This is a genomic window from uncultured Arthrobacter sp. (assembly GCF_964021775.1).
GTDB lineage: Bacteria > Actinomycetota > Actinomycetes > Actinomycetales > Micrococcaceae > Arthrobacter.
Window position 1 is genome coordinate 67816 of sequence record NZ_CAXHZI010000001.1, and the last position, 25084, is coordinate 92899.

General features: G+C 66.0%; 23 protein-coding genes. 8 read left to right on the plus strand and 15 right to left on the minus strand.

The annotated features are described in order from the left end of the window. Positions 1–182: 182 nt before the first annotated feature. The 5 genes from ABIN76_RS00295 to hisD all read right to left on the minus strand — a co-directional run bounded on the left by ABIN76_RS00295 (position 183) and on the right by hisD (position 4862). Positions 183–998: an MBL fold metallo-hydrolase gene (locus ABIN76_RS00295; RefSeq protein ID WP_346957726.1), complete on the minus strand. Its 816-nt coding sequence runs from the start codon at positions 996–998 to the stop codon at positions 183–185. A gap of 137 nt (positions 999–1135) precedes the next feature. Beyond that, a complete protein-coding gene (locus ABIN76_RS00300; protein ID WP_346957727.1) occupies positions 1136–1972 on the minus strand; it encodes an amino acid ABC transporter ATP-binding protein in 837 nt (278 codons plus the stop codon). Further along, the gene (locus ABIN76_RS00305) at positions 1965–2618 is read right to left on the minus strand and encodes an amino acid ABC transporter permease (RefSeq protein WP_346957728.1); all 654 of its coding nucleotides are present in this window, start codon (positions 2616–2618) and stop codon (positions 1965–1967) included. Before ABIN76_RS00305 ends, ABIN76_RS00300 begins: the two co-directional genes overlap by 8 nt. 81 nt (positions 2619–2699) lie before the next feature. After that, positions 2700–3515 (minus strand): ABC transporter substrate-binding protein, encoded by an 816-nt coding sequence (locus tag ABIN76_RS00310; protein WP_346957729.1) that lies wholly within the window; start codon positions 3513–3515, stop codon positions 2700–2702. 27 nt (positions 3516–3542) lie between these two features. After that, on the minus strand, positions 3543–4862 hold the full coding sequence (hisD, locus tag ABIN76_RS00315) for a histidinol dehydrogenase (protein ID WP_346957730.1): 1320 nt from the start codon (positions 4860–4862) through the stop codon (positions 3543–3545). Between the two features lie 173 nt (positions 4863–5035). Between hisD and ABIN76_RS00320 the strand changes: the two genes are divergently transcribed. Continuing rightward, positions 5036–5968 carry a LysR family transcriptional regulator gene (locus tag ABIN76_RS00320; RefSeq protein WP_346957731.1) on the plus strand — a complete coding sequence of 311 codons (933 nt, stop codon included), beginning with the start codon at positions 5036–5038 and terminating at the stop codon, positions 5966–5968. A gap of 9 nt (positions 5969–5977) precedes the next feature. Here the strand turns inward: ABIN76_RS00320 and ABIN76_RS00325 are convergent, their stop codons facing one another. From ABIN76_RS00325 to pdhA, 3 genes are read right to left on the minus strand one after another with little or no spacing between them, the layout of a single operon-like run. Continuing rightward, positions 5978–7612 (minus strand): dihydrolipoamide acetyltransferase family protein, encoded by a 1635-nt coding sequence (locus ABIN76_RS00325; protein WP_346957732.1) that lies wholly within the window; start codon positions 7610–7612, stop codon positions 5978–5980. 6 nt (positions 7613–7618) lie between these two features. After that, the gene (locus ABIN76_RS00330) at positions 7619–8731 is read right to left on the minus strand and encodes an alpha-ketoacid dehydrogenase subunit beta (RefSeq protein WP_346957733.1); all 1113 of its coding nucleotides are present in this window, start codon (positions 8729–8731) and stop codon (positions 7619–7621) included. Beyond that, positions 8728–10002, minus strand: a complete 1275-nt coding sequence (gene pdhA / locus ABIN76_RS00335; protein WP_346957734.1) for a pyruvate dehydrogenase (acetyl-transferring) E1 component subunit alpha — start codon at positions 10000–10002, stop codon at positions 8728–8730. The genes ABIN76_RS00330 and pdhA overlap by 4 nt, the downstream gene beginning before the upstream one ends. A gap of 159 nt (positions 10003–10161) precedes the next feature. On the opposite strand from pdhA, the gene ABIN76_RS00340 reads away from it, so the two are divergent. The 4 genes from ABIN76_RS00340 (at position 10162) to ABIN76_RS00355 (ending at position 14422) form a co-directional block, all read left to right on the plus strand. Next, positions 10162–10623, plus strand: a complete 462-nt coding sequence (locus tag ABIN76_RS00340) for an Lrp/AsnC family transcriptional regulator (RefSeq protein ID WP_175321412.1) — start codon at positions 10162–10164, stop codon at positions 10621–10623. A gap of 513 nt (positions 10624–11136) precedes the next feature. Next, positions 11137–12411, plus strand: coding sequence for a glycosyltransferase family 4 protein (locus ABIN76_RS00345; RefSeq protein WP_346957735.1), 1275 nt, complete (start codon positions 11137–11139; stop codon positions 12409–12411). Continuing rightward, complete coding sequence (gene gmd / locus ABIN76_RS00350; protein ID WP_346957736.1) at positions 12408–13439, plus strand: GDP-mannose 4,6-dehydratase; 1032 nt, start codon at positions 12408–12410, stop codon at positions 13437–13439. Before ABIN76_RS00345 ends, gmd begins: the two co-directional genes overlap by 4 nt. Beyond that, the gene (locus tag ABIN76_RS00355; RefSeq protein WP_346957737.1) at positions 13436–14422 is read left to right on the plus strand and encodes a GDP-L-fucose synthase; all 987 of its coding nucleotides are present in this window, start codon (positions 13436–13438) and stop codon (positions 14420–14422) included. Before gmd ends, ABIN76_RS00355 begins: the two co-directional genes overlap by 4 nt. A 348-nt stretch (positions 14423–14770) precedes the next feature. On the opposite strand, the gene galU is transcribed toward ABIN76_RS00355, so the two are convergent. The 7 genes from galU to paaA form a co-directional block, all read right to left on the minus strand. Further along, positions 14771–15661 carry a UTP--glucose-1-phosphate uridylyltransferase GalU gene (gene galU / locus ABIN76_RS00360; protein WP_346957738.1) on the minus strand — a complete coding sequence of 297 codons (891 nt, stop codon included), beginning with the start codon at positions 15659–15661 and terminating at the stop codon, positions 14771–14773. A 93-nt stretch (positions 15662–15754) separates the two neighbouring features. Further along, positions 15755–16534, minus strand: coding sequence for an enoyl-CoA hydratase/isomerase family protein (locus ABIN76_RS00365; RefSeq protein WP_346957739.1), 780 nt, complete (start codon positions 16532–16534; stop codon positions 15755–15757). 24 nt (positions 16535–16558) lie between these two features. After that, a complete protein-coding gene (gene paaE, locus ABIN76_RS00370) occupies positions 16559–17785 on the minus strand; it encodes a 1,2-phenylacetyl-CoA epoxidase subunit PaaE (RefSeq protein WP_346957740.1) in 1227 nt (408 codons plus the stop codon). 15 nt (positions 17786–17800) lie between these two features. Then, positions 17801–18394 carry a 1,2-phenylacetyl-CoA epoxidase subunit PaaD gene (paaD, locus tag ABIN76_RS00375; protein WP_346957741.1) on the minus strand — a complete coding sequence of 198 codons (594 nt, stop codon included), beginning with the start codon at positions 18392–18394 and terminating at the stop codon, positions 17801–17803. A 2-nt stretch (positions 18395–18396) separates the two neighbouring features. Beyond that, positions 18397–19326, minus strand: a complete 930-nt coding sequence (gene paaC, locus ABIN76_RS00380; RefSeq protein WP_346957742.1) for a 1,2-phenylacetyl-CoA epoxidase subunit PaaC — start codon at positions 19324–19326, stop codon at positions 18397–18399. Further along, complete coding sequence (gene paaB / locus ABIN76_RS00385) at positions 19323–19742, minus strand: 1,2-phenylacetyl-CoA epoxidase subunit PaaB (protein ID WP_346957743.1); 420 nt, start codon at positions 19740–19742, stop codon at positions 19323–19325. Before paaB ends, paaC begins: the two co-directional genes overlap by 4 nt. Beyond that, positions 19739–20782: a 1,2-phenylacetyl-CoA epoxidase subunit PaaA gene (gene paaA, locus ABIN76_RS00390; protein ID WP_346957744.1), complete on the minus strand. Its 1044-nt coding sequence runs from the start codon at positions 20780–20782 to the stop codon at positions 19739–19741. The genes paaB and paaA overlap by 4 nt, the downstream gene beginning before the upstream one ends. A gap of 194 nt (positions 20783–20976) precedes the next feature. On the opposite strand from paaA, the gene ABIN76_RS00395 reads away from it, so the two are divergent. From ABIN76_RS00395 to ABIN76_RS00405, 3 genes are all read left to right on the plus strand, one after another. Further along, a complete protein-coding gene (locus tag ABIN76_RS00395; RefSeq protein ID WP_346957745.1) occupies positions 20977–21675 on the plus strand; it encodes a low molecular weight phosphatase family protein in 699 nt (232 codons plus the stop codon). A 63-nt stretch (positions 21676–21738) separates the two neighbouring features. Then, positions 21739–22788, plus strand: coding sequence for an LCP family protein (locus ABIN76_RS00400; protein ID WP_346957746.1), 1050 nt, complete (start codon positions 21739–21741; stop codon positions 22786–22788). Between the two features lie 39 nt (positions 22789–22827). After that, positions 22828–25029: a S9 family peptidase gene (locus ABIN76_RS00405; RefSeq protein ID WP_346957747.1), complete on the plus strand. Its 2202-nt coding sequence runs from the start codon at positions 22828–22830 to the stop codon at positions 25027–25029. Positions 25030–25084: the final 55 nt, after the last annotated feature.

Here is a 25084-nt window from a genome sequence, read left to right on the forward strand (position 1 = left end):
CCACCGATTCGGGCATCTTTTGGTTTCTCCCCCAGGACTCACCGCGGAGCACGCTGCGGCGCTTGTTGTGACTTCTTTCAATGTGCAAGTCTAGGCGCAGTCGTGAGCACCCTTAGTTTCGGCCGCGACCCGGCCACTTCCCGGCCGGGCGCGGCCCGGGCGGAGCCGGGCGTGGGACCGCCTTAGTGGTGGGCCCGGGTTTCCTGCAGGCGCTTGATGAACCACCGGGATTGCTCGGGTCCGTAGGGCAGGATGGGGATGGCTTTGGTGGCGTCGTTCGGCGTCTCGCGGGTGGCTTGGGTGGCCTGCCGCACCGCCGTGCTCATGGTGTTGGCCATGGTCTTGACGAACTGGTCGCTGCAGGGTTCGCCGTGGCCCGGGATCAGGAATTCGTAGCGGTGCCGGAGCGCGGAAATATGCCGGAGGGCATCGGCCCATTCCTCCGGGAAAGAGTCCTCGAAGGACGGGTGCGCGCCTTGCTCCACGAGGTCGCCGGCGTAGAGGGTGGTGCCCGTGCCCACCAGGAGGTCGCCGTCGGTGTGCCCGCGTCCCAGGTAGAACAGCGTTGCGGTCTGGCCGCCCAGGTCCACCAGGACTGGCTGGTCCTTGACGATGGCGTTCGGAACCACCAGCTCCACCGAGCCGCCCTCGCCGGCAGACATTTCCGGTTCCGCCGCCGCCACGCGGTCCCGCTGGGCGTCCCCGTTCTCCTCGATGTCCGCGGCGCAGTTTTCGTGCCCCCAGAACTCGGTCACGCCGTCGTCGGCGAACACGGCGTTGCCGAAGAAGTGGTCGTAGTGGGCGTGCGTGTTCACGACCACCAGCGGCAGTTGCGTCTTTTCCCGCACGGCGTCCAGGATCTCGCGGCCCTGCCGGGGCCCGCCGCCGGTGTCGATCACCATGGCGCGTTCGGTGCCCACCACCAGGCCGGTGTTGAGCAGGGATCCCTGGGTGGTCAGCACATAGTTGCCCTGGCCGACCTCGAGCCATCGTGACATGAAATCTCCGTAGTCCGGCGCTGCGCCGGCGTGGTTGGTGCGATGTTCTGGCCACGATTCTACCCGCGGGCGTGCGGGAATGCCCGGAAGCGGCGCCTGTCCGCGCCCCCCGGACGTGCCCGCCTAAATCCTGCCGCCTACGCCGGCAGGATGCCCGAGCGGCTCAGCAGCGCCCGTGTTTTTGGATGCTGCGGGGCGGTGAAGATTCGGCTGGGCGGCCCCTCCTCCACGATGACGCCCTGATCCATGACAACGATCCGGTCTGCGATGTCCCGGGCGAACTGCATCTCGTGGGTGACGATCACCATGGTGGTGCCCTGCTGGGCGATTTTCTTGATGACGGACAGCACCTCGCCCACCAGCTCCGGGTCCAGCGCGGAGGTCGGCTCATCGAAGAGCATGACGCTGGGTTCCATGGCCAGGGCCCGGGCAATGGCCACCCGCTGCTTCTGGCCGCCGGAGAGCTTGCTGGGGTAGTTGTCCATCTTGTCGCCCAGGCCCACCATTTCAAGGTTGGGGACGGCTACTTTCCTGGCCTCCGCCGCGGAGAGCTTCTTGACGTCGCGCAGCGGCGCCATAACATTCCCCAGCGCCGTCTTGTTCAGGAAGAGGTTGAAGTGCTGGAAAACGAAGCCGATGTCCGTCCGTTTCTGCGCCGTGATGGACGCTTTCTCGGCGATCAGTTCGCCGCCGCGCTCCTCGTAGCCGATCAGGTGGCCGTTGACGTAGATGCGGCCCGCGTCGATGGTCTCAAGCTTGTTGATGCAGCGCAGCAGGGTGCTTTTGCCGGATCCGCTGGAGCCCAGGATGGCGATGGTTTCGCCGCGGTGCACCACCAGGTCCACGCCCTTGAGGACCTCCACCCGCTTCTGCACGTGCGGCTTGCCGGAAAGCCTTTTCCACAGTGTCGGTTTCGTCTCGGAGACGAACGTCTTGTGGACGTCGCGGACGTCAATAATGGTCTCGTCAGCCATTGGCCCGTGCCTTTCGTTCAAGCACCACCACGACGCGGGAGAGTGGGAGGCTGATGATCAGATAAAGAATGGCCGCGGCGGTGTAGATGGCCGTGGTCTGGAATGTCTGGCTGTTGAGGATGTTGGCCGTCTTCAGGATCTCCGTCACGGCGATCACCGACGTCAGTGCAGTGTCCTTGATCATCGCAATGAAGTAGTTGCCGATCGGCCCCATCGAGACCACGAAAGACTGCGGGATAACCACCTTCCACAGCGTCTTGGTGGGCGTGTAGCCCAGGGACAGTGCGGCCTCGGTCTGGCCGTGCTCCACGGACAGGATCGCGGAGCGGAAGACCTCGGACAGGTAGGCCGCGTAGTTCAGGCCCAGGCCCAGGATGCCGGCCGGAACCGGTTCGATGCTCACGCCGATGCTGGGAAGGACGAAGAAGATGTAAACCAGCTGCACCAGCAACGGAGTTCCCCGGATCACTTCCAGGTAGAACGTGGCGATGCCGCGGAGGATTTTGATCGAGGAAATCCGGGCCAGGGCAATCAGGAGGCCCAGGACGAGGGCCAGGGCCATGGCGCCAAGCGCCAGTTGCACGACGACGGGAACGGCCTGCAGCAGCGCCGGGAACACGGCCATGGTGTTGGTAATAAAGTCCACTGAAAATCCCTAGGTTAGGGTCGGGCGGGGCCGGCGTGCTCCGCGGTGGCGGATCACGCCGGCCCGGCAGGAAGCTGGAACTTATTTGACGGCGTTAGCTTCGGTCAGCCCGTACTTCTTGAGGATCTCCAGGTACTTGGGGGTCTTTTTGAGGTCCGCCAGCCCGGAGTTCAGGTCCTGCAGCAGCTGCGAATCCTCTTTGCGGACGCCGGCGCCGATGATGCCCGGGTAGAAGGGCTTGTACGGTGAGACGAGCTTCAGCTTGGGATTCGGCTTCTGGACCAGGCTGTAACCGATCACGGCGCTGTCGGTGAAGACCGCATCAACCTGCTTGTTTTCCACCGCCGCCAGCAGGGACGCCTGCGAGTCGAACAGCTTGACCTGGCTGCCGCCAAGGCTGTCGACGAGGTCCTTGAACACGGTGCCGGTCTGGGCGCCAAGAACCTTGCCCTTCACGTCGTCGCGCGAGGCCAGCGTTGAATCCGCCGGGACCACCATCGCTTCACCTTCCGTATACCAGGGGTCGGTGAAGTTGATCTGCTTCTTCCGCTCGTCGGTGATGTACATGGCGTCCACGATCACGTCGGCTTTCTTGGCGTTGAGCGCGGCGATCAGGGTCGCGTATTCGGAGGTGAAGACTTTGATCTTCCAGCCCTTGGCCTGGGCGATCGCGTTGATCATTTCCCCGTCGATGCCCTTGAGCTCGCCGGAGGCCTGGTCGGTAAAGGAGAAGGGGGCGTCATTGGACGTGGCGATGGTGATGGTCTTCTGGTCACCGCCGCCGCTGGCCCCGCCCCCGCCGCCTCCGGAGCCACAGGCGGTCATGGCGAGGGCCACAGCAACGCCCATGGGCACCAATGCAGCGAAACGCTTGCGGAGGATTTTTGTATTCATCATGAGGTGCCTTTTGCTAGAGATGGATTTCTACCGGTTGAAGCGGTCGAGCCGCAGAGTGGCGGTGGCCTTATGGGCTGCCATTCCTTCGGTGTCGGAGATCGTGGTGACGTAATTGGCCAGCCGCGGGGTTGCACTTTTTTCGACGCGCTGGAAGGTGAGGGGTTTGAGGAACCGGGACACGGAGAGCCCGGCCGAGGACCGGGCGCCCCCTCCGGTCGGGAGCACGTGGTTCGTGCCGGAGGAGCCCTTGTCCGAGTAGGCCACCGTCGACCAGGGACCCAGGAAGATGGAGCCGTAGTTCTGCAGGTTGTGGTGGTAGTAAACGTCGTCCGAGGTCTGGATCTCCAGGTGTTCCGGTGCCAGCAGATCCATGATCCGCACCGCCGTTTCCCGGTCCTCGGCCACATATACGGTGCCGTAGTCCCGCCAGGCCGGCCCCGCAATGTCCCGGGTGGCCAGCGTCCGCAGCTGCTTGTTGATGTGCCTGATGACCTCTTCTCCCAGCTCCTGGGAGGTGGTCACGAGGGAGGCCGGCGACTGCGGCCCGTGTTCGGCCTGGCCGAGGAGGTCAGCGGCCACCAGCTCAGCGTCGGCAGATTCGTCGGCAATCACGGCGACCTCGGACGGGCCGGCCAGCAGGTCGATGCCGACGCGGCCGAACAGCTGCCGTTTGGCCTCGGTGACATAGGCGTTGCCGGCGCCGACCAGGATGTCGACCGGTTGCTCCCCCAGGAGTCCGAAGGCCATGGCGGCCAGGGCCTGGACCCCGCCGAGGGCAAACGCTCTGTCCACGCCGGCCAGGTATGCGGCGTACAGCACCGCGGGGTTGCCTCCGCCCTGGGCGGTTGGCGGCGTGCAGGCCAGGACGTTGGGGACGCCGGCGGCCTTGGCGACCCCCACTGTCATGAAGGCGCTGGCAAGGATGGGGAACCGTCCCGCCGGAAGGTAGGCTCCGACGCGTGCCACGGGCACGTATTTTTGTCCGGTGAAGACGCCGGGGATGAGCTCGACTTCGAAATCGGTGAGGTGTTCGCGTTGTTCTACCGCGAACAGCCTGGTCCGTTCCGCGCTGGCCAGCAGGGCCTCCCGAAGCTCCGGGGAGAGTGACTCGCCGGTCTTTGCGAGCTCGTTCTGGCTGATCTCCAGGTTCGTACCCTGCCACCCGTCCAGCTCCCGGGCGTACTTGATGACCGCGTCCATGCCCCGGGCCTCGATGTCACCCAGCATTGCGGATACCGTGTCCACCACTTCGGGAAGCCGTTGCGCCGGCACGTCCTCGATGGCGGGGGCCTTGAGGGTAGTGAACTTCCCCGGGATGTGAGCCCGGTCACGCTGGGTGATGTGCATGGCCTAAAGCTACTGACGCCTGCGCCATCGCACAACGGGACCCCAACATGTGCCTCATACAGGGTTGTCCTATGCTTGAGACAGCTGTTTTTTGCCCGCGCCACCCGAGCGGTCCACCCCGCAACGTTGTCTGCAAACCTGCCGAATGCCTTACTGAGAGCCAGGGTTTAGCCATGACACTCGCGCAACTCCGGGCCTTCCTAGCGGCCTACGAGCTTGGTTCCTTCACCGCGGCGGCACGAAAACTGGAAACAAGCCAGGCCTCCGTCTCCGAGCTCATCAGCAGACTCGAGCACGAGCTGCAGCACAGCCTGTTCACCCGCGGCGGGCGGCGGCTCATTCCCACCACGGCGGCGGTGGAACTGCAGGTCCACGCGCTGCAGTCGGTCACCTCGTTCGACAACGGCGTGGAGGCACTGAGGTCCATGTCGGCGCTGGAGGGAGGCGTCTGCACCTTTGGAGTGCTGCGCTACGGAGCCCACTACGACCTCGCCGACCTGGTGCAGCGTTTCCACCGCCGGTACCCGAAAGTCAGGGTGCGCCTTGTCGGATTGAATTCGGTGACCGTGGCCGAGTCAGTGGCGTCGGGCGAGATTGAGGCGGGGCTGATTGTGCTGCCGGTGGCGGAAGCCGGCCTGCAGGTGCGGCCGCTCTTCCGCGATGAAGTGTTTTTCGTGTCGGCCACCCGGCATCCTTCACGCGGCCCGGTCACCATTGAGGAGCTCGCCGGGTCCAAGCTGGTGCTTTATGACGCCTTCGCCGGCTGGCGGGACCCCACCCGCCGGCAGATTCTGGAACGCGCCCATCTTAAGGGCCTGAAAATCGATCCGGCCATCGAGGTGGAACATGTCGACACGGCGCTGGGGCTGGTCGCCACAGGGGCGGCTGACTCTTTTGTTCCCCAGGCGATCGTCAGCGGGCCCGGTTTTCCGAAAAACGTCCATGCCGTCCCTTTCGCGGAGCCCTTGTTCGACACCATCGCACTGATCCAGCGGGAGGGCGCCTTCTTGTCGCCGGCGACCCGGAAGATGGCCCAGATGGCAGCGCGGACGCTGCTGTCCAAGGTGCCGCCGGGGCAGGTCCCCGGCCGCGCACCCGTGCCCTAGCTTCCGGGCTTACAGATCGGCCAGCACGGACCCCGGGTTTTCGATCGCGTCGGCTACGTAGCGCAGGAAGCCGCCGGCGGTGCCGCCGTCGCACACGCGGTGGTCAAAGGTGAGCGTCAGCTCGGTGACCTTGCGGACGGCGAGCTCCCCGTTAACCACCCACGGCTTGTCGATGATGCGGCCGACGCCGAGGATGCCCACCTCGGGGTGGTTGATGATCGCCGCGGAGCCGTCCACGCCAAAGACGCCGTAGTTGTTCAGCGTGAAGGTGCCGCTGCCCAGTTCCGCCGGTGTCGCCTTGCCGTCGCGGACGACGGCGGTGAGCCGCCGGATCTCCGCGTCCAGTTCGCGGGCGCTGAGTTTGTCCGCGTTGCGCACGGAGGGGACCATCAGTCCCCGGTCGGTCTGGGCGGCGAAGCCGAGGTTAACGCCGTCGAAGGCGACGATTTCCTGGCTGGCGCCGCCGGCGGTGTCCTCGGTGGTGACGATCCGGGTGTTCAGTTCCGGGAACTTCTTCAGCCCCGCGGTGACGAAGCGGGCGATGAACGCCAGCAGGCCCGGGGTGTGGTGCGGATCGGCCTTCTTCAGCGCGGCACGCAGTTCCACGAGCGCCGTGGCGTCCACGTCCACCCACACGGTGGCCTCGGGAATCTCGGACCGGCTGCGGCTCATGTTCGCGGCCACGGCCTTGCGCACACCGCGGACCGGGGTGCGCCCGGTGATGCCAAGACCGGTCCGAGCATCGGTGCCCCCCTCGCTCGCCGGCACCGGCGTTTCGGCAGGCTGTGCCGCGGGCCGCTCAGCTGCCGGAGCTGGCTTGATGACGGCCTCGACATCGCGGCGCATGATCAGCCCGCTGGTCCCCGAGCCTTGGAGTTCCCCCAAATCAACCCCATGGTCCCGAGCCATCCGCCGGACCAGCGGAGAAATAACAGCCCCCAGCTTCCCCGGAACCCGGGTCCGCATCAAAAGAAGGTCATCGGCAGCCTTCTCCGCCTCCGACACCTGAGCCACCGGCCCGGCCAGGACAGCCCGCTTGGGAGCCCGCATCCGCCGAGCAACCCCATGCCCGCCCGGAGTCCCATACCCAATCAGCACATTCCCCGACCCAGCCTTCTCCTCCTCGCGATAAACCTCGGCGGCAGCGGAGGAGGACGACGATGAGTCCGCCGAAGCCGACGAAGCAGCATCAGGGGACCCGCCAACATCGGAAGGCGAGTCGCCAATATCGGCAGGTGACGTGCCCACCGACGCCGCCGACGCAGGCAATGCCGCCCCGGGAGTGGCATCGGGCCTGACTGAGCCGGCAGCATCGTCCGAAGGACGAATGCTGTCCGGCGAAGGGGCGGGGGCGGCATTGCCTGTGGCGGCGCCACCCGCACTGGAAGCACCGGAGGCGCCAACAGGCGTCACGGAAATCAGCGGCTTGCCGACGTCGAGCGTCTGGCCGGGCTCGCCGTGCAGCACGGCGACGGTGCCGGCATACGGCGAAGGAACTTCGACCATGGACTTGGCGGTCTCAACCTCGGCGATCGGCTGGTCGACGCGGATCTCGTCACCCACGGCTACGAGCCAGCTGACGAGCTCGGCTTCGGTGAGGCCCTCGCCGAGGTCCGGCAGGAGGAATACTTTCGGTTCGGTCATGGTCAGTCAGTCTTCCCACTGGAGGTCGTCAACGGCGTCGAGGATACGGTCCACGCCGGGCAGGTAATAGTGCTCGAGTTTCGGCGCCGGGTACGGCACGTCGAAGCCGGTGACGCGGCGGATCGGGGCGGCGAGGTGGTGGAAGCAGCGTTCCTGGACCCGGGCCACGATTTCGGAGGCCACCGAGGCGAAGCCGTGCGCCTCGGCGATCACCACGGCACGGCCGGTCTTGCGCACCGAAGCGCAAACCGTCTCGTCGTCGAACGGCACGATCGAGCGGACGTCGATTACCTCAAGCGAGCGGCCCTCCTCGGCAGCAGCGGCAGCGGCGGCGAGCGCCGTCGGGACGGAGGGTCCGTAGGCGATCAGCGTGGCGTCGGTGCCCGGGCGGGCGACGGCGGCGCGGCCCTCGGAGGAGGTCCCGCGTTCGGTGTTCGCGGCGTGCTCGGCGCGGAGCGCGCCCAGGTCCACCTGGTCCTTGGACCAGTACAGCTTCTTGGGCTCCATGAACATGACGGGGTCGTCCGAGTCGATGGCTTCGCGGAGCATCCGGTAGCCGTCGGCCACGGTGGCAGGGGTGAAAACCTTCAGCCCGGCGGTGTGGGCGTAATAAGCCTCGGAGGAGTCGCAGTGGTGCTCCACTCCCCCGATGCCGCCGGCGTAGGGGACGCGGATGACGATGGGCAGCTTCACGGTGCCCTTGGTGCGGTTGTGCATCTTGGCGACGTGGCTGACGATCTGTTCGAACGCCGGGTAGGCGAAGGCGTCGAACTGCATCTCGATGACCGGGCGCATGCCGTTCATGGCCATGCCAACGGCCATGCCCACAATGCCGGATTCGGCCAGCGGGGTGTCGAAGCAGCGGCCCTGGCCGAAGGTCTTGGTCAGGCCGTCGGTGATCCGGAAAACGCCGCCGAGCATGCCGACGTCCTCGCCGAAGACCAGGACGGAGTCATCGGCGTGCATGGCGTCGGCCATGGCGGTGTTGAGCGCCTTGGCCAGAGTGACGGTCTGCGGGCCTGTCTTTTCGGCTTCAACAGCGGCCTTGGCTGCGGCACGGGCCGTGGCGGCGCTGACGTTGCCGTTCGCCTCGGAGGAGGTGGTGATGGCGGGGCTCATCGTGCGGACTCCTCGGAAGTTGGGGCGGCGGCGTCGCGTACCAGTTCGTCGGCGAGCATGGCGGACTGTTCCTGCAATTGCGGGGTCGGGGTGGAGAAGACGTACTTGAAGAGGTCCTGGGGATCCACGGGGACGTCCTCGCCCAGGCCGTCGCGCAGCTGCGAGGCTACGGTTTCGGCCTTTTCGGCGATCCGGGCGGCGCCGTCGTCGTCGAGCAGTCCGCGCTCCGTCAGGTAGGTTTTCATCCGGCTTAGCGGATCCTTGGCCACCCATTCGGCGACTTCGCTGTCCTGCCGGTAGCGCGTGGCGTCGTCGGCGTTGGTGTGGGCCTGCATCCGGTAGGTATGCGCTTCCACCAGGAGCGGGCCGGAACCGTCGCGGGCCAGTTTCACGGCCCGGCCCAGCACGGCCAGGAGCGCGACAATGTCGTTGCCGTCCACGCGTTCGCCGGCCATGCCGTAGCCGACGGCCTTGTGCGCGAGCGACGGCGCGACCGACTGGTGCGCGAGCGGCACGGAGATGGCGTACTGGTTGTTCTGGACGAAGAAGACCACCGGGAGGTGGAACACGGCGGCGAAGTTCAGCGCCTCGTGGAAATCGCCCTCGCTGGTGGCGCCGTCGCCGCACATGGCCAGGACGACGGTGTCCTCGCCGCGGAGTTTGGCCGCGTGGGCGACGCCGACGGCGTGCAGCAGCTGGGTGGTCAGCGGGGTGCACTGAATGCCGACCTTGTGCTTCGCCGGGTCGTAGCCGCCGTGCCAGTCGCCGCGGAACAGCGTCATGGTCTGGACCGGGTCCACGCCGCGGGCCATCACGGCCACGGAGTCACGGTAGGTGGGGAACATCCAGTCGCCGTCGGAGAGGCAGAGCGCGGCCGCGACCTGGCAGGCCTCCTGGCCGTGGCTGGAAGGGTAGACGGCCATCCGGCCCTGCCGGACCAAGGCCGAGTTCTGGTCGTTGACGCGGCGTCCGACGACGAGCTGCTCGTAGGCGGCCATCAGTTCCGCGTCCCCGGGCAGGCTGTATTCGTGGCCGGGCTGCGCGCCCTGCTCCGTGTGGGCGTTCACCGCGCCGTCGGGGCCCACGATCTGGATCGGGTGCCGGGCAGGCAGCATGTAGTCCTCGACCGTGATGCCGAACTTGCGAACGGCCTCGCTGGCGGCATTTTCCGACGCGGCAGGGTTGTCCGCGGCGGCGGCGTCGTCCGCCGCGGCGGAGGACGCCTGCCCGGGGGCCGGCTGCTGCGCAGTGTGGTCTGCGGAGATCGTCATTGGTCTGTCCTTCTGTAGCCACTATTCGCTCCCAGTATGGTCCCAGCCGCAGATTCGTATCCACCTCTAGCTAAAACTGTGGAGACCTACCCGAGATTGCCCTATTCTGAAAGACGAACTGTAAGTGTGAGCTAGATTACCGGCGGGGGTTGTAGACAAATGGCAGAGACGGAGGCGGACCAGGCTGTTCCGCTGGACGACGTCGACCGGAACATCATCGCGGAGTTGACCCGGGACGGTCGGATGTCCGTGACCCAGGTGGCCGAGAATGTCCATATTTCCCGCGCCCACGCGTACACCCGGATTGCCCGGCTGACCGGCGAAGGGGTGCTCACCAAGTTCACGGCACTGGTGGATCCGATCAAGGCCGGGCTGAAGTCCTCCGCCTACGTGACCCTCAAGGTGCGCCAGCATTCCTGGCGGGAGCTGCGGGAGCTGCTCCGGGCGATTCCCGAGGTGCACCACATCGCACTCGTGGGCGGCGACTTCGACGTGATCCTGCTGGTCCGCGCCGTGGACAACGTGGACCTGCGCCGGGTGATCTTCGACCAGCTGCAGTCCATGCCCGGGGTCTTGGACACGCAGACGTTCCTGGTCTTCGAAGACCTTGACACGAGGTAGCGCTTCCGGCCCGACTGCCGTTAGGCCTGTGAGCCGTAAATCGCTGACAGTTGCGCGCCGACCGCAATACTGAACGTCGTCGCGAGTCCCTTGTACCCATTGGACACCAGGGTGTCCCGCAACGCTTGTCCGGATAATATGCGCTCGACGGCGTCGGCCAAGCGCTCCGGCGTGCCGTCTGTCAGTTCTGCGGCTTTGAGTCACCCTGTTGAGGAATGTTCCTGCCCTCCCCATCCCGAGCCTGCTCCCGACATGGAGCAGACGCCGAGCCCATCAAAAGAGCTGCCCATTTCAACCGAGCACCATTCTTGCATTTGAAAACGAAATGGTCGTGTGGCCGGCATTAGTGGCATGAGTATGTGGCCCCGCACGGGCATTGCCTAAGAGGACGTCCGGGGGGAAGACAAGTAGTCGATACTCGTGCCGGAGTTGATGGGCCGTTCATAAGATCATCACCAGCACCCGGTGCGTTCAAATCAGCTCACAGATTTCTACCAGTATTTGGCGGTCTCAATGACAAGAATCACTATCATCGGGCTTAACTATGGCCCGGAGAGATCCGGCATTGCCCCCTACACCACAAGCCTGGCCAAAAACCTCGCCGCGCACGGTCACACGGTCAGGGTCGTGACGGGTTTTCCGCATTACCCTGAATGGCGCCGCCATAAGGGATATGGCGGCTGGAAGAAAAGCGAGACTCTCGACGGAGTAGCGATAACCAGGCTCCGTCACTACACCCCACACAAGCCCACGGCCCTGCGCAGGATTATCATGGAATTCACGTTCGGGGCGCGGGCCTTGGCCGCCGACTGGGACACTCCCGACGTCATCCTTCTGGTGAGCCCGGCTCTCATCTCCACTGGCATCGCAACAATCAGGGCCCGGTTTTCCGTCAAGAGGCCGCCCTGCCTCATCTGGGTGCAGGACCTGTACAGCCGGGGGGTCGTGGAAACAGATCTGGCGACGGGACCCTTTGCACGCCTGGCCATACGGCTGGAAGCGGCCATCCTGGGTCATGCGGACGGCATCGTGGCCATTCACGAACGGTTCCGCCAGTATCTCACTGACACCCTGCGGCTTTCCCGCCAGCATGTCAGTGTCATACGAAACTGGACACATCTCCCGCCCGCCCCTTCGGCCGGGCAGCGCGACCTTCGGGAAAGGCTCGGCTGGAAAACAGATGGAATCATTGTCCTCCACGCAGGGAACATGGGGAAGAAGCAGGGCCTCGAGAACGTCATTGCGGCCGCCCGCGTAGCCGAAAAAACCAGCAGCAGGGTGCAATTTGTCCTGATGGGAGACGGCAACCAGCGGGACGACCTGGAAATGGCTGCCAGGGGACTGCGCAATATTTCATTCGTTGACCCGCTGCCCGACGCGGAGTTCCAAATCGCACTGACAGCCGCTGACGTGCTTCTCGTGAATGAACTCGCCGGCGTCAAGGATATGTCGGTGCCAAGCAAGCTCACCTCCTATTTCAATGCGGGCGTGCCGGTCCTCGCGGCGACTGACGCCGGCAGCGTTACCGCCGAGGAGCTAGCAGCCGCGGGCGCCGGCGTGCGGGTGGATGCAGACGATCCGGCGGCGTTGCTCGAGGCTGCAGAAACACTCGGATCCGACAAAACACTTGCAAAGAGACTCGGTCAAAACGGATTAAGCTTCCGGCAATCGACTCTTTCTGAGGCGACGGCCGTTGCAAAATTCGATGACTTGTTCCAGAGCTATATCTCTGCGGGCCTGCCGAGGCCGGAGGAAATCGTTGTATCACATCAATGGGGGACCAAATGAAAAAGCGCGCATTCATCACGGGCATCACAGGCCAAGACGGCTCGTATCTTGCAGAATTGCTCTTAAACAAGGGGTATGAGGTGCATGGCCTCATTCGCCGAGCGTCCACGTTCAACACCGCGAGGGTCGATCACCTGTACCTCGATCCGCATGATCCCGAGGCCACGCTCTTCCTGCATTACGGCGACCTGAGCGACGGTGCCCGGCTAGTCACGCTGCTGGGTGACATCCGTCCCGACGAGGTCTATAACTTGGCGGCCCAGTCCCACGTCCGCGTTTCCTTCGATGAACCCGAGCACACGGCGGACACAACCGGCGTGGGGACGATCCGTCTCCTGGAAGCCGTGCGGATGTCCGGTATCAAGACGAGGTTTTACCAGGCGTCCTCGTCTGAGATGTTCGGCGCCACACCCCCACCGCAGAACGAGGAGACTGGCTTTTACCCTCGCTCACCCTACGGCGCGGCCAAGGTCTACAGTTACTGGATTACGAAGAACTACCGCGAGGCCTACGGTATGTTCGCCGTGAACGGCATCCTCTTCAACCACGAGTCCCCCCGGCGCGGCGAAACATTCGTCACCCGCAAAATCACCCGGGCCGTGGCTGCGATCAAAGCCGGTAAGCAGGAGTTGCTTTACATGGGAAACCTTGACGCCGTCCGCGACTGGGGTTATGCCGCCGAGTATGTTGAGGGCATGTGGAGGATGCTCCAGGCCGACGAACCGGAAGACTTTGTGCTGGCGACCGGCGGCAGCTACACCGTCCGGGACTTCCTGCAAATCTCCTTCGACCACGCCGGCCTGAAATGGGAGGATCATGTCCGGTTCGACGAGCGGTACCTCCGGCCCACCGAAGTGGATGCCCTAATTGGCGACGCCTCAAAGGCACAGGAAAAGCTCGGCTGGAAGGCCTCGGTCCACGCCCCTGAGCTGGCGCGCATCATGGTGGACGCCGATATCGAAGCATTGCAGCACGCTGGCGAAAGCTGGATCGACAGCGTTGACCTTGAGAGCTGGAACAACCTGTGAATCCCCATGTCGACTTCCAGGCCGGCCGCCTCGACCGTTCAGCACCTTTCTATATAGCCGGCCACCGGGGGCTGGTCGGCTCGGCGATCTGGCGGAATCTCGAGGGCGAGGGGTTCAGCAATCTCATCGGTCGCACGTCAAGGGAGCTTGATCTAAGGAACCGAGCCGACGTTTTCGACTTCTTCGCCGCCACCCAGCCACGCTACGTGGTTCTCGCCGCAGCCAAAGTGGGCGGCATCCTGGCCAACAGCACCTACCCGGTGGAATTTCTCAGCGACAACCTGCGCATCCAGGTCAACGTCCTTGACGCGGCACGCGAATACGGGGTGGAGCGGCTTCTCTTTCTCGGCTCGTCATGCATTTACCCCAAGTTCGCCGAGCAGCCAATCCGGGAGGAGTCGTTGCTGACCGGCCTTCTGGAACCCACCAACGATGCCTACGCGATAGCGAAGATTGCCGGGATCATGCACGTTCAAGCGATTCGGCGCCAGTATTCACTCCCATGGATCTCGGCCATGCCGACCAACCTGTACGGCCCGGGCGACAACTTCTCCGCTGCCGGCTCCCACGTTCTGCCGTCCCTCATCCGAAGATATGACGAGGCGGCCAGAACCGGGGCCGGCAGCGTCACCAACTGGGGAACCGGCTCTCCACGGCGCGAATTCCTGCACGTGGACGATATGGCCTCGGCTTGCCTGCACCTGCTCGAGAACTACGATGGCGCCGCGCAGATCAATGTGGGGACCGGAAGCGACGTCACGATCAGGGAGCTGGCGTCAATTGTGGCAGAAGCCGTGGGCTACGACGGACAGAGCCACTGGGACGCCAGCAAACCCGACGGCACCCCCCGGAAGCTCTTGGATGTCTCCAGGCTCGCCACGACCGGCTGGTCGGCACGCATCAGTTTGCCTGACGGAATCAAGAGCACCGTCGCATGGTATCGGGAGAACCCCGATCATATTCGCGGCTTGCCCGTCAGTTGATGAAAGCCTTGAGCCAGGTTCTGAGGTCAAAACCCAGGACCTGGCTCATACGCGAGCGAAGTGACCGTCTTGATGTCGCTGAGTTGATCTCCGGTGTCGTAGCCCCGGCGCTGGCACAGGGCCGGGGCTGGTTAGGATGTGCTGTGGCGAAGTTATCCGCATCAGTCGCACTCCTTACGGCATCCTCAGGGCCGCATGAAGCCGGGCACCACGCCGCGTCTGTGGCGCGGCGTCCTGGCCGGTTTCCTGATTTTCCTAAAGTTGGTGGGTTTCTGGCCCAGCCCCGTGGATCAGCCCGTGCAGAGCCAGCTCACCAGATTCCTCCTCGTAATCCACACCGGGCGCGGATCAGCTGACGAACGCCTTCATCCAGGTCTTGAGGTCCTCGCCAAAATCCACCCGCTCGGAGGCAATCGAGATGACTGCCTTCAGGTAGCTGAGCTTGTCGCCGGTGTCGTAGCGGCGGCCCTTGAAGATTACGCCGTATACGCCTCCGCCCTCACCGTCGGACGTCGCCAGCGTCTGCAGGGCGTCAGTGAGCTTGATTTCTCCACCCCGCCCGGGCGGCGTATCTTCCAGCACGTCGAAAACCGCAGGGTGCAGCACGTAGCGGCCGATGACGGCAAGATTTGAGGGTGCGTCCGCGACCGAGGGCTTTTCCACCAGACCGTTGACGCGCACATGGTCTTCGCCGTCGACAGCGGAGACGTCAGCGCAGCCGTAGGCGCTGATCTGCGCGGGGTCCACCTCAATCAGGGCGACGACGGAACCGCCGGTGCGGGCCTGAACCTCAATCATGCTCCTCAGGAGCTGATCCCGCTCATCAATCAGGTCATCGCCCAACAGGACGGCGAAGGGCTCGTCGCCCACATGCTGGCGGGCACACAGCACGGCGTGTCCCAGGCCCTTGGGGTCGCCCTGACGGACGAAGTGCAACGGTCCGAGGCCGGAGGCGTGCTGGACGGCCTCCAGACGGTCGAAATCGCCTTTGGCCTCTAGTGCGCGCTCGAGGTTCGGCTCGCGGTCGAAGTGGTCTTCGAGCGCCCGCTTCTGCCGTCCAGTGATCATTAGGAGGTCAGATAGGCCCGCGTTGACGGCTTCTTCCACCACATATTGGATGGCCGGCTGGTCCACCACGGGCAGCATTTCTTTCGGCATCGCTTTAGTGGCGGGAAGGAAACGTGTTCCCAGTCCTGCGGCAGGAATAACGGCTTTTGTTAGTGGTTTCCCCAAGGTCATAGACGAAACCCTACAAGTGCACCCTTCAAATGAGAATGGCTCTAACGAAATGGGGTGCCAGCACGGGTCCGCAGGTTCCTCTTTCTGGACCGCCTAGCCCTTGAAAACGGGCGTCCGTTTTTCCTGGAAGGCACGGAACCCCTCGGCGTAGTCCTCGCTCTTGCAGAGGCGGGCCTGCTCCGCGTTCTCCTCCTCCATGGCTTCCCAGAGCCCCAGCCGCTGGTCCCGGATTTGAGCCACCAGCTCCTTGCTGGCGTTGAACGCCCCTGTGGCGCCGGTGGCAACCTTGGCGACGATGCCGCGCGTGTTCTCCAGCAGCTCATCCGCCGGCATCGCGCGGCTGAACAGCCCCTGGGCCACCGCCTCTGCGCCGCTCATGAGCTCGGCGGTGTAGATCAGGTCCAGGGTGCGGTGCATCCCCAGCCGTTCGGTGAAGTACCAGTGCCCGCCCGAGTCCAAGGTGGCCCCGAGCTTGGCGAACGGGGAACCGAACTTGGCAGTGTCCGCGACGTACACGACGTCGGTCGCCAGCAGCAGCCCGAGCCCCACGCCGAGGCAGGCGCCCTGCGCCGCGGCAAAGGTGGGCGCCGGGAAGGAACTCATCTTTTTCAGCAGCGGCTGGACCAGCCCGCCCAGGTAGGCCTGGGCGTCGTCGCTCTCCGGGGTCACGCCGGCGATGTCCCTGCCCGCGCAGAACGCGCGGCCCTCGCCGCGGAGCAGCAGCGCCCGGACCTCCCCGCGCGCGGCGGCGTCGGCGGCGTCGTCGTACGCCTGTGCCAAATCCTGCAGGGCCTGCTCGTCCAGCGAGTTCAGCTTCTGCGGTGCATCCAGGACAACCTCGGCGATGCCGTCGGCGATGGTCAGGGAAATCATGCGGCTCCTAGGAATCGGGAAGACTTAGACGTCGAAGTCGACGGTGACTTCGGGCGTGGTGGGGTGGGATTGGCAGGTCAGGACGTAGCCCTTGTCCAGTTCGTCCTGCTCCAGCGCGTAGTTCTCGTCCATCGTGACGGACCCGGCGACCACCTTGGCGCGGCAGGTGCCGCAGACGCCGCCCGCGCAGGCGAACGGGACGTCCGGGCGGACCCGCAGGGCCGCGTTGAGGATCGATTCGCGGGCGTGCGTCGGGCTGGCGACCTCGCCCTGCAAGCCGTCGAGCTTGAAGGTGATCTTGTAGGTCGCTTTGGACTCGTCTGCGACGACCGGCCGGCCGATGTTTCCTTCGGGGCGGTCCGGCTTGCCGGAGGTGAACAGCTCGAACCGGACATGTTCCGGCTTCACGCCGCGGGCCGCGAGGGTGTCGCGGCACAGCTGGACAAGTTCGAACGGTCCGCAGAGGAACCATTCGTCGACGTCGTCCGCGTGGATCGCGGTGCCCAGCAGCGCCTGCAGCTTCTCGGCGTCGATCCGGCCGCTGAGCAGCGGGGCGATCCGCTGTTCGCGCGAGAGCACGTGGTGCAGGGCGAGCCGTGACGGGTACTTGTCCTTCAGGTCGGCGAGTTCCTCGAGGAACATCACGTCCATCGCGGCCTTGTTGGCGTAGATGAGGTCGAAACGGGTCTCCGGGTGGGCCGCGAGCAGCGTCCGGGCGATCGCAATGACGGGCGTGATCCCGGAACCGGCGGCGATTGCGACGAACGAGCCGGGTTCCCCTGCCAAGTCCTCGGGATGGTTCATGGAGTTCATGACGTTCTGTTCCACGGGCTTGCCGTCGCGGCCGTGCTTGGACACGAACGCACCCATCGGGCTCATGACGTCCAGGACGTCGCCGGCCTTGAGTTCGGCATTGGCCCAGGTGGAAAACAAGCCGCCGAGGTCCTTCTTGATGGCGACGCGGATCTCACTGCTGCCGTCGGCAAAGCTGCGCGGCTCCGCGCAGATCGAGTAGCTGCGGCGCACCTCGTGCGGTTCGCCCTTTTCGTCCGGCAGGGTGGTCCGCAGGGCGACGTACTGTCCCGGAAGGTAGTCGAACTGTCCGGCCAGCTCGGGCGGAACACCGAAAGTGACCTCGATCGCGTCGTCGGTGAGCCGGCGGACTTCGTCCACCGCCAGGGTGTGGAAGGACGCACGACGGCGGCCGGTCGCGGTGGCCGCTTCGGCGGCGGTCTGGCGGACAACGGTCATGGGGGCACCTGTTCCTTACAAAACTTTGAAGTAGTCGAACGGTTCCTTGCAGTCCTGGCAGACGTAGAGCGCCTTGCAGGAGGTGGATCCGAAGCGGGTGAGTTCCTTGGTGTTCAGCGACGAACACTGGGGGCATTTGACGGCGAGGGACAGCCGGACCGGCCCGGCGTGGCGGACGGCGTTGGAGTGGCCGGAGGGCGGGGCGATGCCGTATTGCTCCAGCTTGGCCTTGCCGGCCTCGCTCATCCAGTCCGTGGTCCACGCCGGGGAGAGCACCAGTTCGACGTTGACACTGGGGTAGCCCTCCCGGTGGAAGGCGGCCGTGAGGTCATCGCGGATGGCGTCCATGGCGGGGCAGCCCGAGTAGGTCGGCGTGATGGTGACCTGCACGGCGGGGACCAAGCCGCCGTCGTCCGCGTTGGGTTCCTTGGCGACCCGGACGCCGCGCAGGATCCCCAGGTCCTCAATGGTGAGGACGGGGATTTCCGGGTCGCAGACCGTCGCGGCGATCTGCCACGCTTTCTGGTCCGCAGTCCGCTGTGCGGCTGACTTCTGTTCCCCGGGTGCCGTGGCATCGGCCGTGGGGTGGCTGACGTACATCTCCGGCATGGCTACCAGCTCGCTCCGGGGAATTCGCGTGCCAGGACCTGCATCTCGGCGAGGAGATAGCCCAGGTGCTCGGAGTGGAGCCCGCGGCGCCCGCCGCCCGGGGCGGGCTGGACCTGCGGAACGTCGAGCTCCGCCTCGGCCAGCACCTCGCCGGTGAGGCGGTCGAACTCGGCCCGCAGGCTGGAGGGCTGGACGGCGGCGCCGGACTCGCTGAGCCGTCCGGTCAGTTCGTCGTCGCGGAACAGCTCGTCCACGTAGGGCCAGATGACCTTGAAGCCGTGGATCATCTTCGCGTGGGACTCGTCCGTGCCGAGCGCCAGGCGCAGCACCCACTGGGCGCTGTGGTCGCGGTGGTAGTCCACTTCCTTGACGGCCTTCGCCGCGATGCCGGCCAGGGTGGCGTCGGTGGAGTCGGCCAGCCGGCGGTATAGCTCGAACTGGTAATAGCTCACGACAAACTGCCGGGCGATGGTGACCGCGAAGTCGCCGTTGGGCTGCTCGAACAGCTCCACCGAGCGGAATTCGTGCTCGCGGCGGAAGTAGGCGAGGTCGTCCTCGCTCCTGCCGTCCAGGCCCCCGGCGTAGCTCAGGAAGGACCGGGCGTGGCCCAGCTGGTCCAGCGCGATGTTGCCCAACGCGATGTCCTCTTCGAGCTCGGGGGCACGGGAGATCCAGTGGCCCAGGCGCTGGGCGAGGACCAGGGCGTCGTCGCCCAGGCGCAGGGCCAGTTCGGCGACGTCTTCGCTCGGCTTCGCGGTGCCGCGGCTGACGGCCAGGGCGATGTCCTCGGGGCGGAGGGCATTTCCCGGCGTGATGCGCGTGGCGCTGGCCGTGGCCTCGCCGCTGCCGCTGGATCCCTGGACGCCGACGGAGATGTCTCCGTGGCCGCCGTCGTGGCTGCTGGTTTCAGTGGTTGCTTCGGGGGTGCTCACAGGTGCTTCACGCCCTCGCTCTTGGTGTAATACGTCGCGTGCCGGTAGTCCTTGCCCTGCGGCGACTCGAAGAAGGCGCCCTTGGAATCCGGGTCGGACGAGGCGATGGCGTCCGCGGGAACCACCCAGATGGACACGCCCTCGTTGCGGCGGGTGTACAGGTCGCGTGCGTTGCGCAGCGCCATCGCGGCGTCCGGGGCGTGCAGGGACCCGGCGTGGACGTGGGAGAGGCCGCGGCTGGAGCGGACGAAGACTTCCCAGATGGGCCAGACGTTGCCTGCGTGGGGTTCGGGGGTTGGGGCCACGACGACAGGGGTCCCCGGCCGGGGGCCCCCGGCCGCGGGGTTCCCTGGACGAGCTTGCGAGTCTAGGGTGCGGCTGGGGACTTGCGAGGTTGGGGAGTCGTTGGGGATCATGCTGCAAATTCCTTCTCTGCGTGCTTCTTGGCCTGCTTCGCTGCATAGGCCGCTGCTGCTTCGCGCACCCACGCACCGTTCTGGTGCGCTTCGCGGCGCCGTTCCAGGCGCTGGGCGTTGCACGGGCCACGGCCGGCCAGGACTTCGTGGAACTCATCCCAGTCCAGCGGACCGTGCTCCCACTTGCGGGTTTCCTCGTTAAAGCGGATGTCCTTGTCCGGCAGCGTGAGCCCCAGGACCTTGACCTGCTCCATCATCATGCCGACAAAGCGGTTGCGGAGCTCGTCATTGCTGAAGCGCTTGATGTTCCAGGCCATGGACTGCTTGGAGTTGGGCGAAGCGTCGTCCGGCGGGCCGAACATCATCAGGGCCGGCGCGTACCAGCGGTTCACGGCATCCTGGGCCATCTGCTTCTGCTCCGGGGTGCCGTGCGAGAGTTCCAGCAGAATTTCGAAGCCCTGCCGCTGGTGGAAAGACTCTTCCTTGCAGACACGGACCATCGCGCGGCCGTAGGGGCCGAAGGAGGCCCGGCAAAGCGGCACCTGGTTGGCGATCGCGGCGCCGTCGACCATCCAGCCGATAGCACCCATGTCCGCCCAGGTGCGGGCAGGGTAGTTGAAGATGGAGGAATACTTCGCCTTGCCGTCCATCAGGTCCTGCATCATCGCATCGCGCGGCTGGCCGAGGGTCTCGGCGGCGGAGTACAGGTAGAGGCCGTGGCCGGCCTCGTCCTGGACCTTGGCCATCAGGATGGCCTTGCGCTTCAGGCTCGGGGCGCGGGAGATCCAGTTGGCCTCCGGCTGCATGCCGATGATCTCCGAGTGCGCATGCTGCGAGATCTGGCGCAGCAGGGTCTTGCGATAGGCCGGGGGCATCCAGTCACGGGGTTCGATCCGGGAATCCTCCGCCATGACCTTGTCAAAGTAGGCCTGTCCCTCGGCATCACGGCGGGCCGCGTCCTCGGGGCTCATTTCGTGCCGAGTTTTGTGCCGCGCCGGCGATGGCTCGGCGGGCACTGACTGCAGGGTCTGCGATGCCATGGTTGCTCCTATGCATTTCCGATAAATAATTACCGACCGTTCGTTCAGGATATGCGGAAGGCGGGAAGCGAGTCAAGCACCCGGCGCCCGCGGCGCAGCTTCCGGCGAACCCCTCTGCCTCCGGCCGAAATCCCCGTGTTAAGTTGGGGGCGCGGATCACGCCGGTCCAGCACCGAGCTCCGAAAGGGTTGTCTGTGGAAACGCCCCCGCCCGTTCGCATCCTGACCGTCTGCACCGGAAACATCTGCCGGTCGCCCGTGGCCGAACGCCTGCTCCAGGCCGGCCTGGACCAGGTACAGGCAGGCGCCTTCGTGGTCCGGAGCGCCGGCACCCGGGCCATGGTGGGCCATCCGATCCAGCCGCCGTCGGCCGACATTATTCGAACCTATGGCGGCAGCCCGGAGGGATTCTCCGCGCGGCAGCTCACCGGCCAGCTCCTCCGGGAAGCGGACCTGGTCCTCACCATGACGTCCACGCACCGCGGCGAGGTCCTGCAGTTGGATGCCTCGTTGCTGAGGCGAACATTCACGATCCGCGAATTCGCCCGGTTGTTGTCCCAGCTGGAGCTGCGCCACGGACTGTCCGGACACGGGGCGGCCGGACAGGGACTGTCTGGACGGGGGGTGGCCGACGCCGGCGGGGCCGACAGCGGTGCGGCCGACAGCCGGGCGGCAGACACCGGGGCGGCCGACGTCGGGGGGACGGAAAACTGGCGGAGCCTTCCCGCCCGCGCCGCGTCCGTGCGGCATCTGGCGCTGCCCTCGGATCCGGCGGATAACGACGTCGTTGACCCGTACGGGCGCGGCCAGGACGTCTACGACGCCATGGAGGACCAGCTGGCACCGGCCGTTCTGGCCGTCCTGCGTTTCGCCCGCCTGACCTGGCCGGCGTAGCCCTGCCCGCTTAGCGCCGTGTGGCCCTGCCCCACCCCCGCCGGCCGGTGGTATCGTCCGCTCATGGTCACGCCCGAACCAGCAGAACCGCCGGCGGGGCAGCCCTCTGCGCCGGCCGGACGGCGGCGCCGTCGGATCCTGTTCGCCGTCCTGGGCGCGTTGCTGGCTGCCGGCGTCGCCGCCGCCGCTTTCCTGCTGTCCCCGCCGCGGACGCCGGACGCCGGTCCGGCGCAATCCCCCGCGCCAAGCGCGGCGGTGACGCCGAGCCCCACGCCGCCGCCGGAGCCGCCGCCCACCGCGCTGAACATCCTGCTGATCGGCAGCGACAGTCGGGTCAACCAGCGGGGCGCGGCCGCCGCGGGCAAAGCCTCCGATCAGCGGGCGGACACCCTCGTTTTCCTCCACCTCCCCGCGAACCGGCAGCAGGTCTACGGCATCTCGCTGATGCGTGACCTGTGGGTCAGCATTCCCGGCCACGGCGAGGCGAAAATCAACGCGAGCCTCGAACTAGGCGGCATTCCGCTCGCAACGCGAACCGTCGAATCCCTGCTCGGCCAGCGGATCAACCACACGGTGATGGTCGACTTCCAGACCTTCGCCGCCCTGACCGACGCGGTAGGCGGTGTCGATGTCAACGTGAAGCTGCCGTTCACCTCGACCATCGACCCCGGGGTAGCGTTTTCGGCCGGCGTGAACCGGCTCAACGGCGCGCGGGCCCTGGATTTTGTCCGCGAGCGCAAAGCGTTCGTCGACGGCGACTACCAGCGCGTCCGGAACCAGCAGACCTTCCTCAAAGCGGTCCTGGCCACGGCCGTCAAGCAAAGCGTGGCCGACCGCGCCGCCGCCCGCAACCTGGCCGCCACCGTGCTGCCGCGTGTCACCGTTGTCCCGGGCCTGACCCTCGACGCGCTGGCGCGCCTCACGTTCAGCTTCCGGAACACCCCCGCCGGCGGGGCGTTCTTCACCCTGCCGACGGCGGGCGACGGGACCAGCGACGACGGGCAATCCATTGTGGTCCAGGACCCCGCAAAAACCGCCGAGCTTGTGGCCGCGCTGCGGGCCAACAAACTCGACACTTACGTAGCCGCCCACAAACTGCAAAACGGCAATTGACCGCCCAGCCGCCGGAGAGATGTTCGGTAGATTGGGTCCATGACGCAGACTCCCGTGCAGCCTTCCCCGCAGCCCCCCGTGGCCAAGAAAGTGCCCGCCCGCCGCACCCACCATGGTGATGTTTTCGAGGACAACTACGAGTGGCTGCGGGACAAGGAATCCGCCGAGGTCGTGGAACTGTTGAAGGCCGAAAACGCTTACCAGGAAGCGGTGACCGCCCACCAGGAACCGTTGCGCGAGGCCATCTTCCAGGAAATCAAGGGACGCACCCAGGAGACCGACCTCTCTGTCCCCAACCGCAAGGACGGCTGGTGGTACTACACCCGCTCAGTCGAGGGCAAGGAATACGGCATCCAGTGCCGCGTCCGTGCCCAGGACAGCGGCGACCGCGTGGCGGACTGGACTCCGCCCGCCGTCGAGGTCGGCGTCGCGATCCCCGGCGAGGAGGTGCTGCTGGACGGCAACGTGGAGGCGGAAGGCAAACCGTTCTTCGCCGTCGGCGGCTCCGCGGTGACCATTGACGGGAACCTGTATGCCTACGCCGTGGACAACGCCGGCGACGAGCGGTTCACCCTCCGCATCAAGGACCTGCGTACCGGCGAGCTGCTGCCGGATGTGATCGAGAACGTGTTTTACGGCGTGTCCTTCTCCCCCGACGGCAACCGGATCTTCTACACCGTCGTGGACGCCTCCTGGCGCCCCTACCAGGTGAAGGCCCACGTGCTGGGCACGCCCGTCAGCGACGACGAGCTGATTTACCAGGAGGACGACGTCGCAATGTGGCTCGGCTTCGAGCTCTCCGCCGACCGGCGCCACCTGGTCCTGGGCATCGGCTGCTCCGAGTTCAGCGAAACCCGCCTGCTGCGCTTCGACGCGCCGGACTCCGGGCTGATGACCGTGATCTCCCGCGACGAGCGCATCCTGTACGAGGCGGAACCGTTCCTGCTGGAGGGCCGCGAGACCATCCTGCTGACCCACAACAAGGACGCCATCAACTCGATGGTCTCGCTCGTGGACCCGGCCGAACTCGCGAAGCCGGCCGCCGAGCAGCAGTGGCGGACCGTCGTCGAACATTCGGACCGGGTGCGCGTCAACGGCGCCGGCGTGACTTCCACCCACCTGGTGCTGTCCATCCGCAAGGACACGATCGAACGGGTGCAGGTCCTGCCGCTGGCGGGACTGGGGACCCCGGCGCAGGGCGCGCCCGTGGAACCGGCCTTCGACGAAGAGCTGTACACCGCCGGGGTGGCCGGCTCCGACTATGACGCCCCGGTGATCCGGATGGGCTACACCTCCTACTTCACGCCGTCGCGGGTCTACGACTTTGTGCTCCCGACGCCGGAGCTGCCCGCCGGCGAGCTGCTGCTTCGCAAGGAAAGCCCGGTGCTGGGCGGCTACTCGTCCGCCGACTATGTCGCCACCCGGGAATGGGCGGTCGCTTCCGACGGGACCCGCATCCCGCTCTCGGTGCTCCGGCACGCGTCCGTGGCGCAGGATTCGACGGCGGCCGGGCTGGTGTACGGCTACGGCTCCTACGAGCTGAGCATGGACCCGGGCTTCGGCATTCCCCGGCTCTCGCTGCTGGACCGCGGCATCGTATTTGTGATCGCGCACATCCGCGGCGGCGGCGAACTGGGCCGGCACTGGTACGACGACGGCAAAAAGCTGCACAAGAAGAACACCTTCACCGACTTCATCGCAGCCACCGACTGGCTCGCGGGCTCCGGCTGGGTGGACCCGGCCCGGATCGCGGCCATGGGCGGCTCCGCCGGCGGCCTGCTGATGGGCGCGGTGGCCAACCTGGCACCGGAAAAGTACGCGGCGATTGTCGCGGCCGTGCCGTTCGTCGACGCGCTGACCACCATCCTGGATCCGGAACTGCCGCTCTCCGCCCTGGAATGGGAGGAATGGGGCAACCCGATCACGGACCCGGAGGTGTACAGGTACATGAAGTCGTACACGCCGTATGAGAACGTCCGGTCCGCGGCGTATCCCAAAATCGCCGCGGTCACCTCGTTTAATGACACGCGCGTGCTGTACGTGGAGCCAGCCAAATGGGTGCAGCGGTTGCGCGAGGTGAACACCGGCGGCGAGCCGATCGTGATGAAGATTGAAATGGACGGCGGCCACGGCGGCGCCTCCGGCCGGTACGTGCAGTGGAAGGAACGCGCCTGGGACTACGCCTTCGTCGCGGACTCGCTCGGCGCCACCGACCTGCTGCCCGGCGCCGGGTTGAAGTAGCCGCCTCCTTCGACCGACTGCTCCGTAGCCGCCGTTTTGAGCCCTCAAAAGGGCG

What these genes read in the sequence shown, in the direction of transcription:
- ABIN76_RS00295 (WP_346957726.1), bottom strand. Translation starts at nt 998, where the DNA reads ATGTCACGATGGCTCGAGGTCGGCCAGGGCAACTATGTGCTGACCACC.
- ABIN76_RS00300 (WP_346957727.1), bottom strand. Translation starts at nt 1,972, where the DNA reads ATGGCTGACGAGACCATTATTGACGTCCGCGACGTCCACAAGACGTTC.
- ABIN76_RS00310 (WP_346957729.1), bottom strand. Translation starts at nt 3,515, where the DNA reads ATGATGAATACAAAAATCCTCCGCAAGCGTTTCGCTGCATTGGTGCCC.
- hisD (WP_346957730.1), bottom strand. Translation starts at nt 4,862, where the DNA reads ATGCACATCACCCAGCGTGACCGGGCTCACATCCCGGGGAAGTTCACT.
- ABIN76_RS00320 (WP_346957731.1), top strand. Translation starts at nt 5,036, where the DNA reads ATGACACTCGCGCAACTCCGGGCCTTCCTAGCGGCCTACGAGCTTGGT.
- ABIN76_RS00325 (WP_346957732.1), bottom strand. Translation starts at nt 7,612, where the DNA reads ATGACCGAACCGAAAGTATTCCTCCTGCCGGACCTCGGCGAGGGCCTC.
- ABIN76_RS00330 (WP_346957733.1), bottom strand. Translation starts at nt 8,731, where the DNA reads ATGAGCCCCGCCATCACCACCTCCTCCGAGGCGAACGGCAACGTCAGC.
- pdhA (WP_346957734.1), bottom strand. Translation starts at nt 10,002, where the DNA reads ATGACGATCTCCGCAGACCACACTGCGCAGCAGCCGGCCCCCGGGCAG.
- ABIN76_RS00340 (WP_175321412.1), top strand. Translation starts at nt 10,162, where the DNA reads ATGGCAGAGACGGAGGCGGACCAGGCTGTTCCGCTGGACGACGTCGAC.
- ABIN76_RS00345 (WP_346957735.1), top strand. Translation starts at nt 11,137, where the DNA reads ATGACAAGAATCACTATCATCGGGCTTAACTATGGCCCGGAGAGATCC.
- gmd (WP_346957736.1), top strand. Translation starts at nt 12,408, where the DNA reads ATGAAAAAGCGCGCATTCATCACGGGCATCACAGGCCAAGACGGCTCG.
- galU (WP_346957738.1), bottom strand. Translation starts at nt 15,661, where the DNA reads ATGACCTTGGGGAAACCACTAACAAAAGCCGTTATTCCTGCCGCAGGA.
- ABIN76_RS00365 (WP_346957739.1), bottom strand. Translation starts at nt 16,534, where the DNA reads ATGATTTCCCTGACCATCGCCGACGGCATCGCCGAGGTTGTCCTGGAT.
- paaE (WP_346957740.1), bottom strand. Translation starts at nt 17,785, where the DNA reads ATGACCGTTGTCCGCCAGACCGCCGCCGAAGCGGCCACCGCGACCGGC.
- paaD (WP_346957741.1), bottom strand. Translation starts at nt 18,394, where the DNA reads ATGCCGGAGATGTACGTCAGCCACCCCACGGCCGATGCCACGGCACCC.
- paaB (WP_346957743.1), bottom strand. Translation starts at nt 19,742, where the DNA reads ATGATCCCCAACGACTCCCCAACCTCGCAAGTCCCCAGCCGCACCCTA.
- paaA (WP_346957744.1), bottom strand. Translation starts at nt 20,782, where the DNA reads ATGGCATCGCAGACCCTGCAGTCAGTGCCCGCCGAGCCATCGCCGGCG.
- ABIN76_RS00400 (WP_346957746.1), top strand. Translation starts at nt 21,739, where the DNA reads ATGGTCACGCCCGAACCAGCAGAACCGCCGGCGGGGCAGCCCTCTGCG.
- ABIN76_RS00405 (WP_346957747.1), top strand. Translation starts at nt 22,828, where the DNA reads ATGACGCAGACTCCCGTGCAGCCTTCCCCGCAGCCCCCCGTGGCCAAG.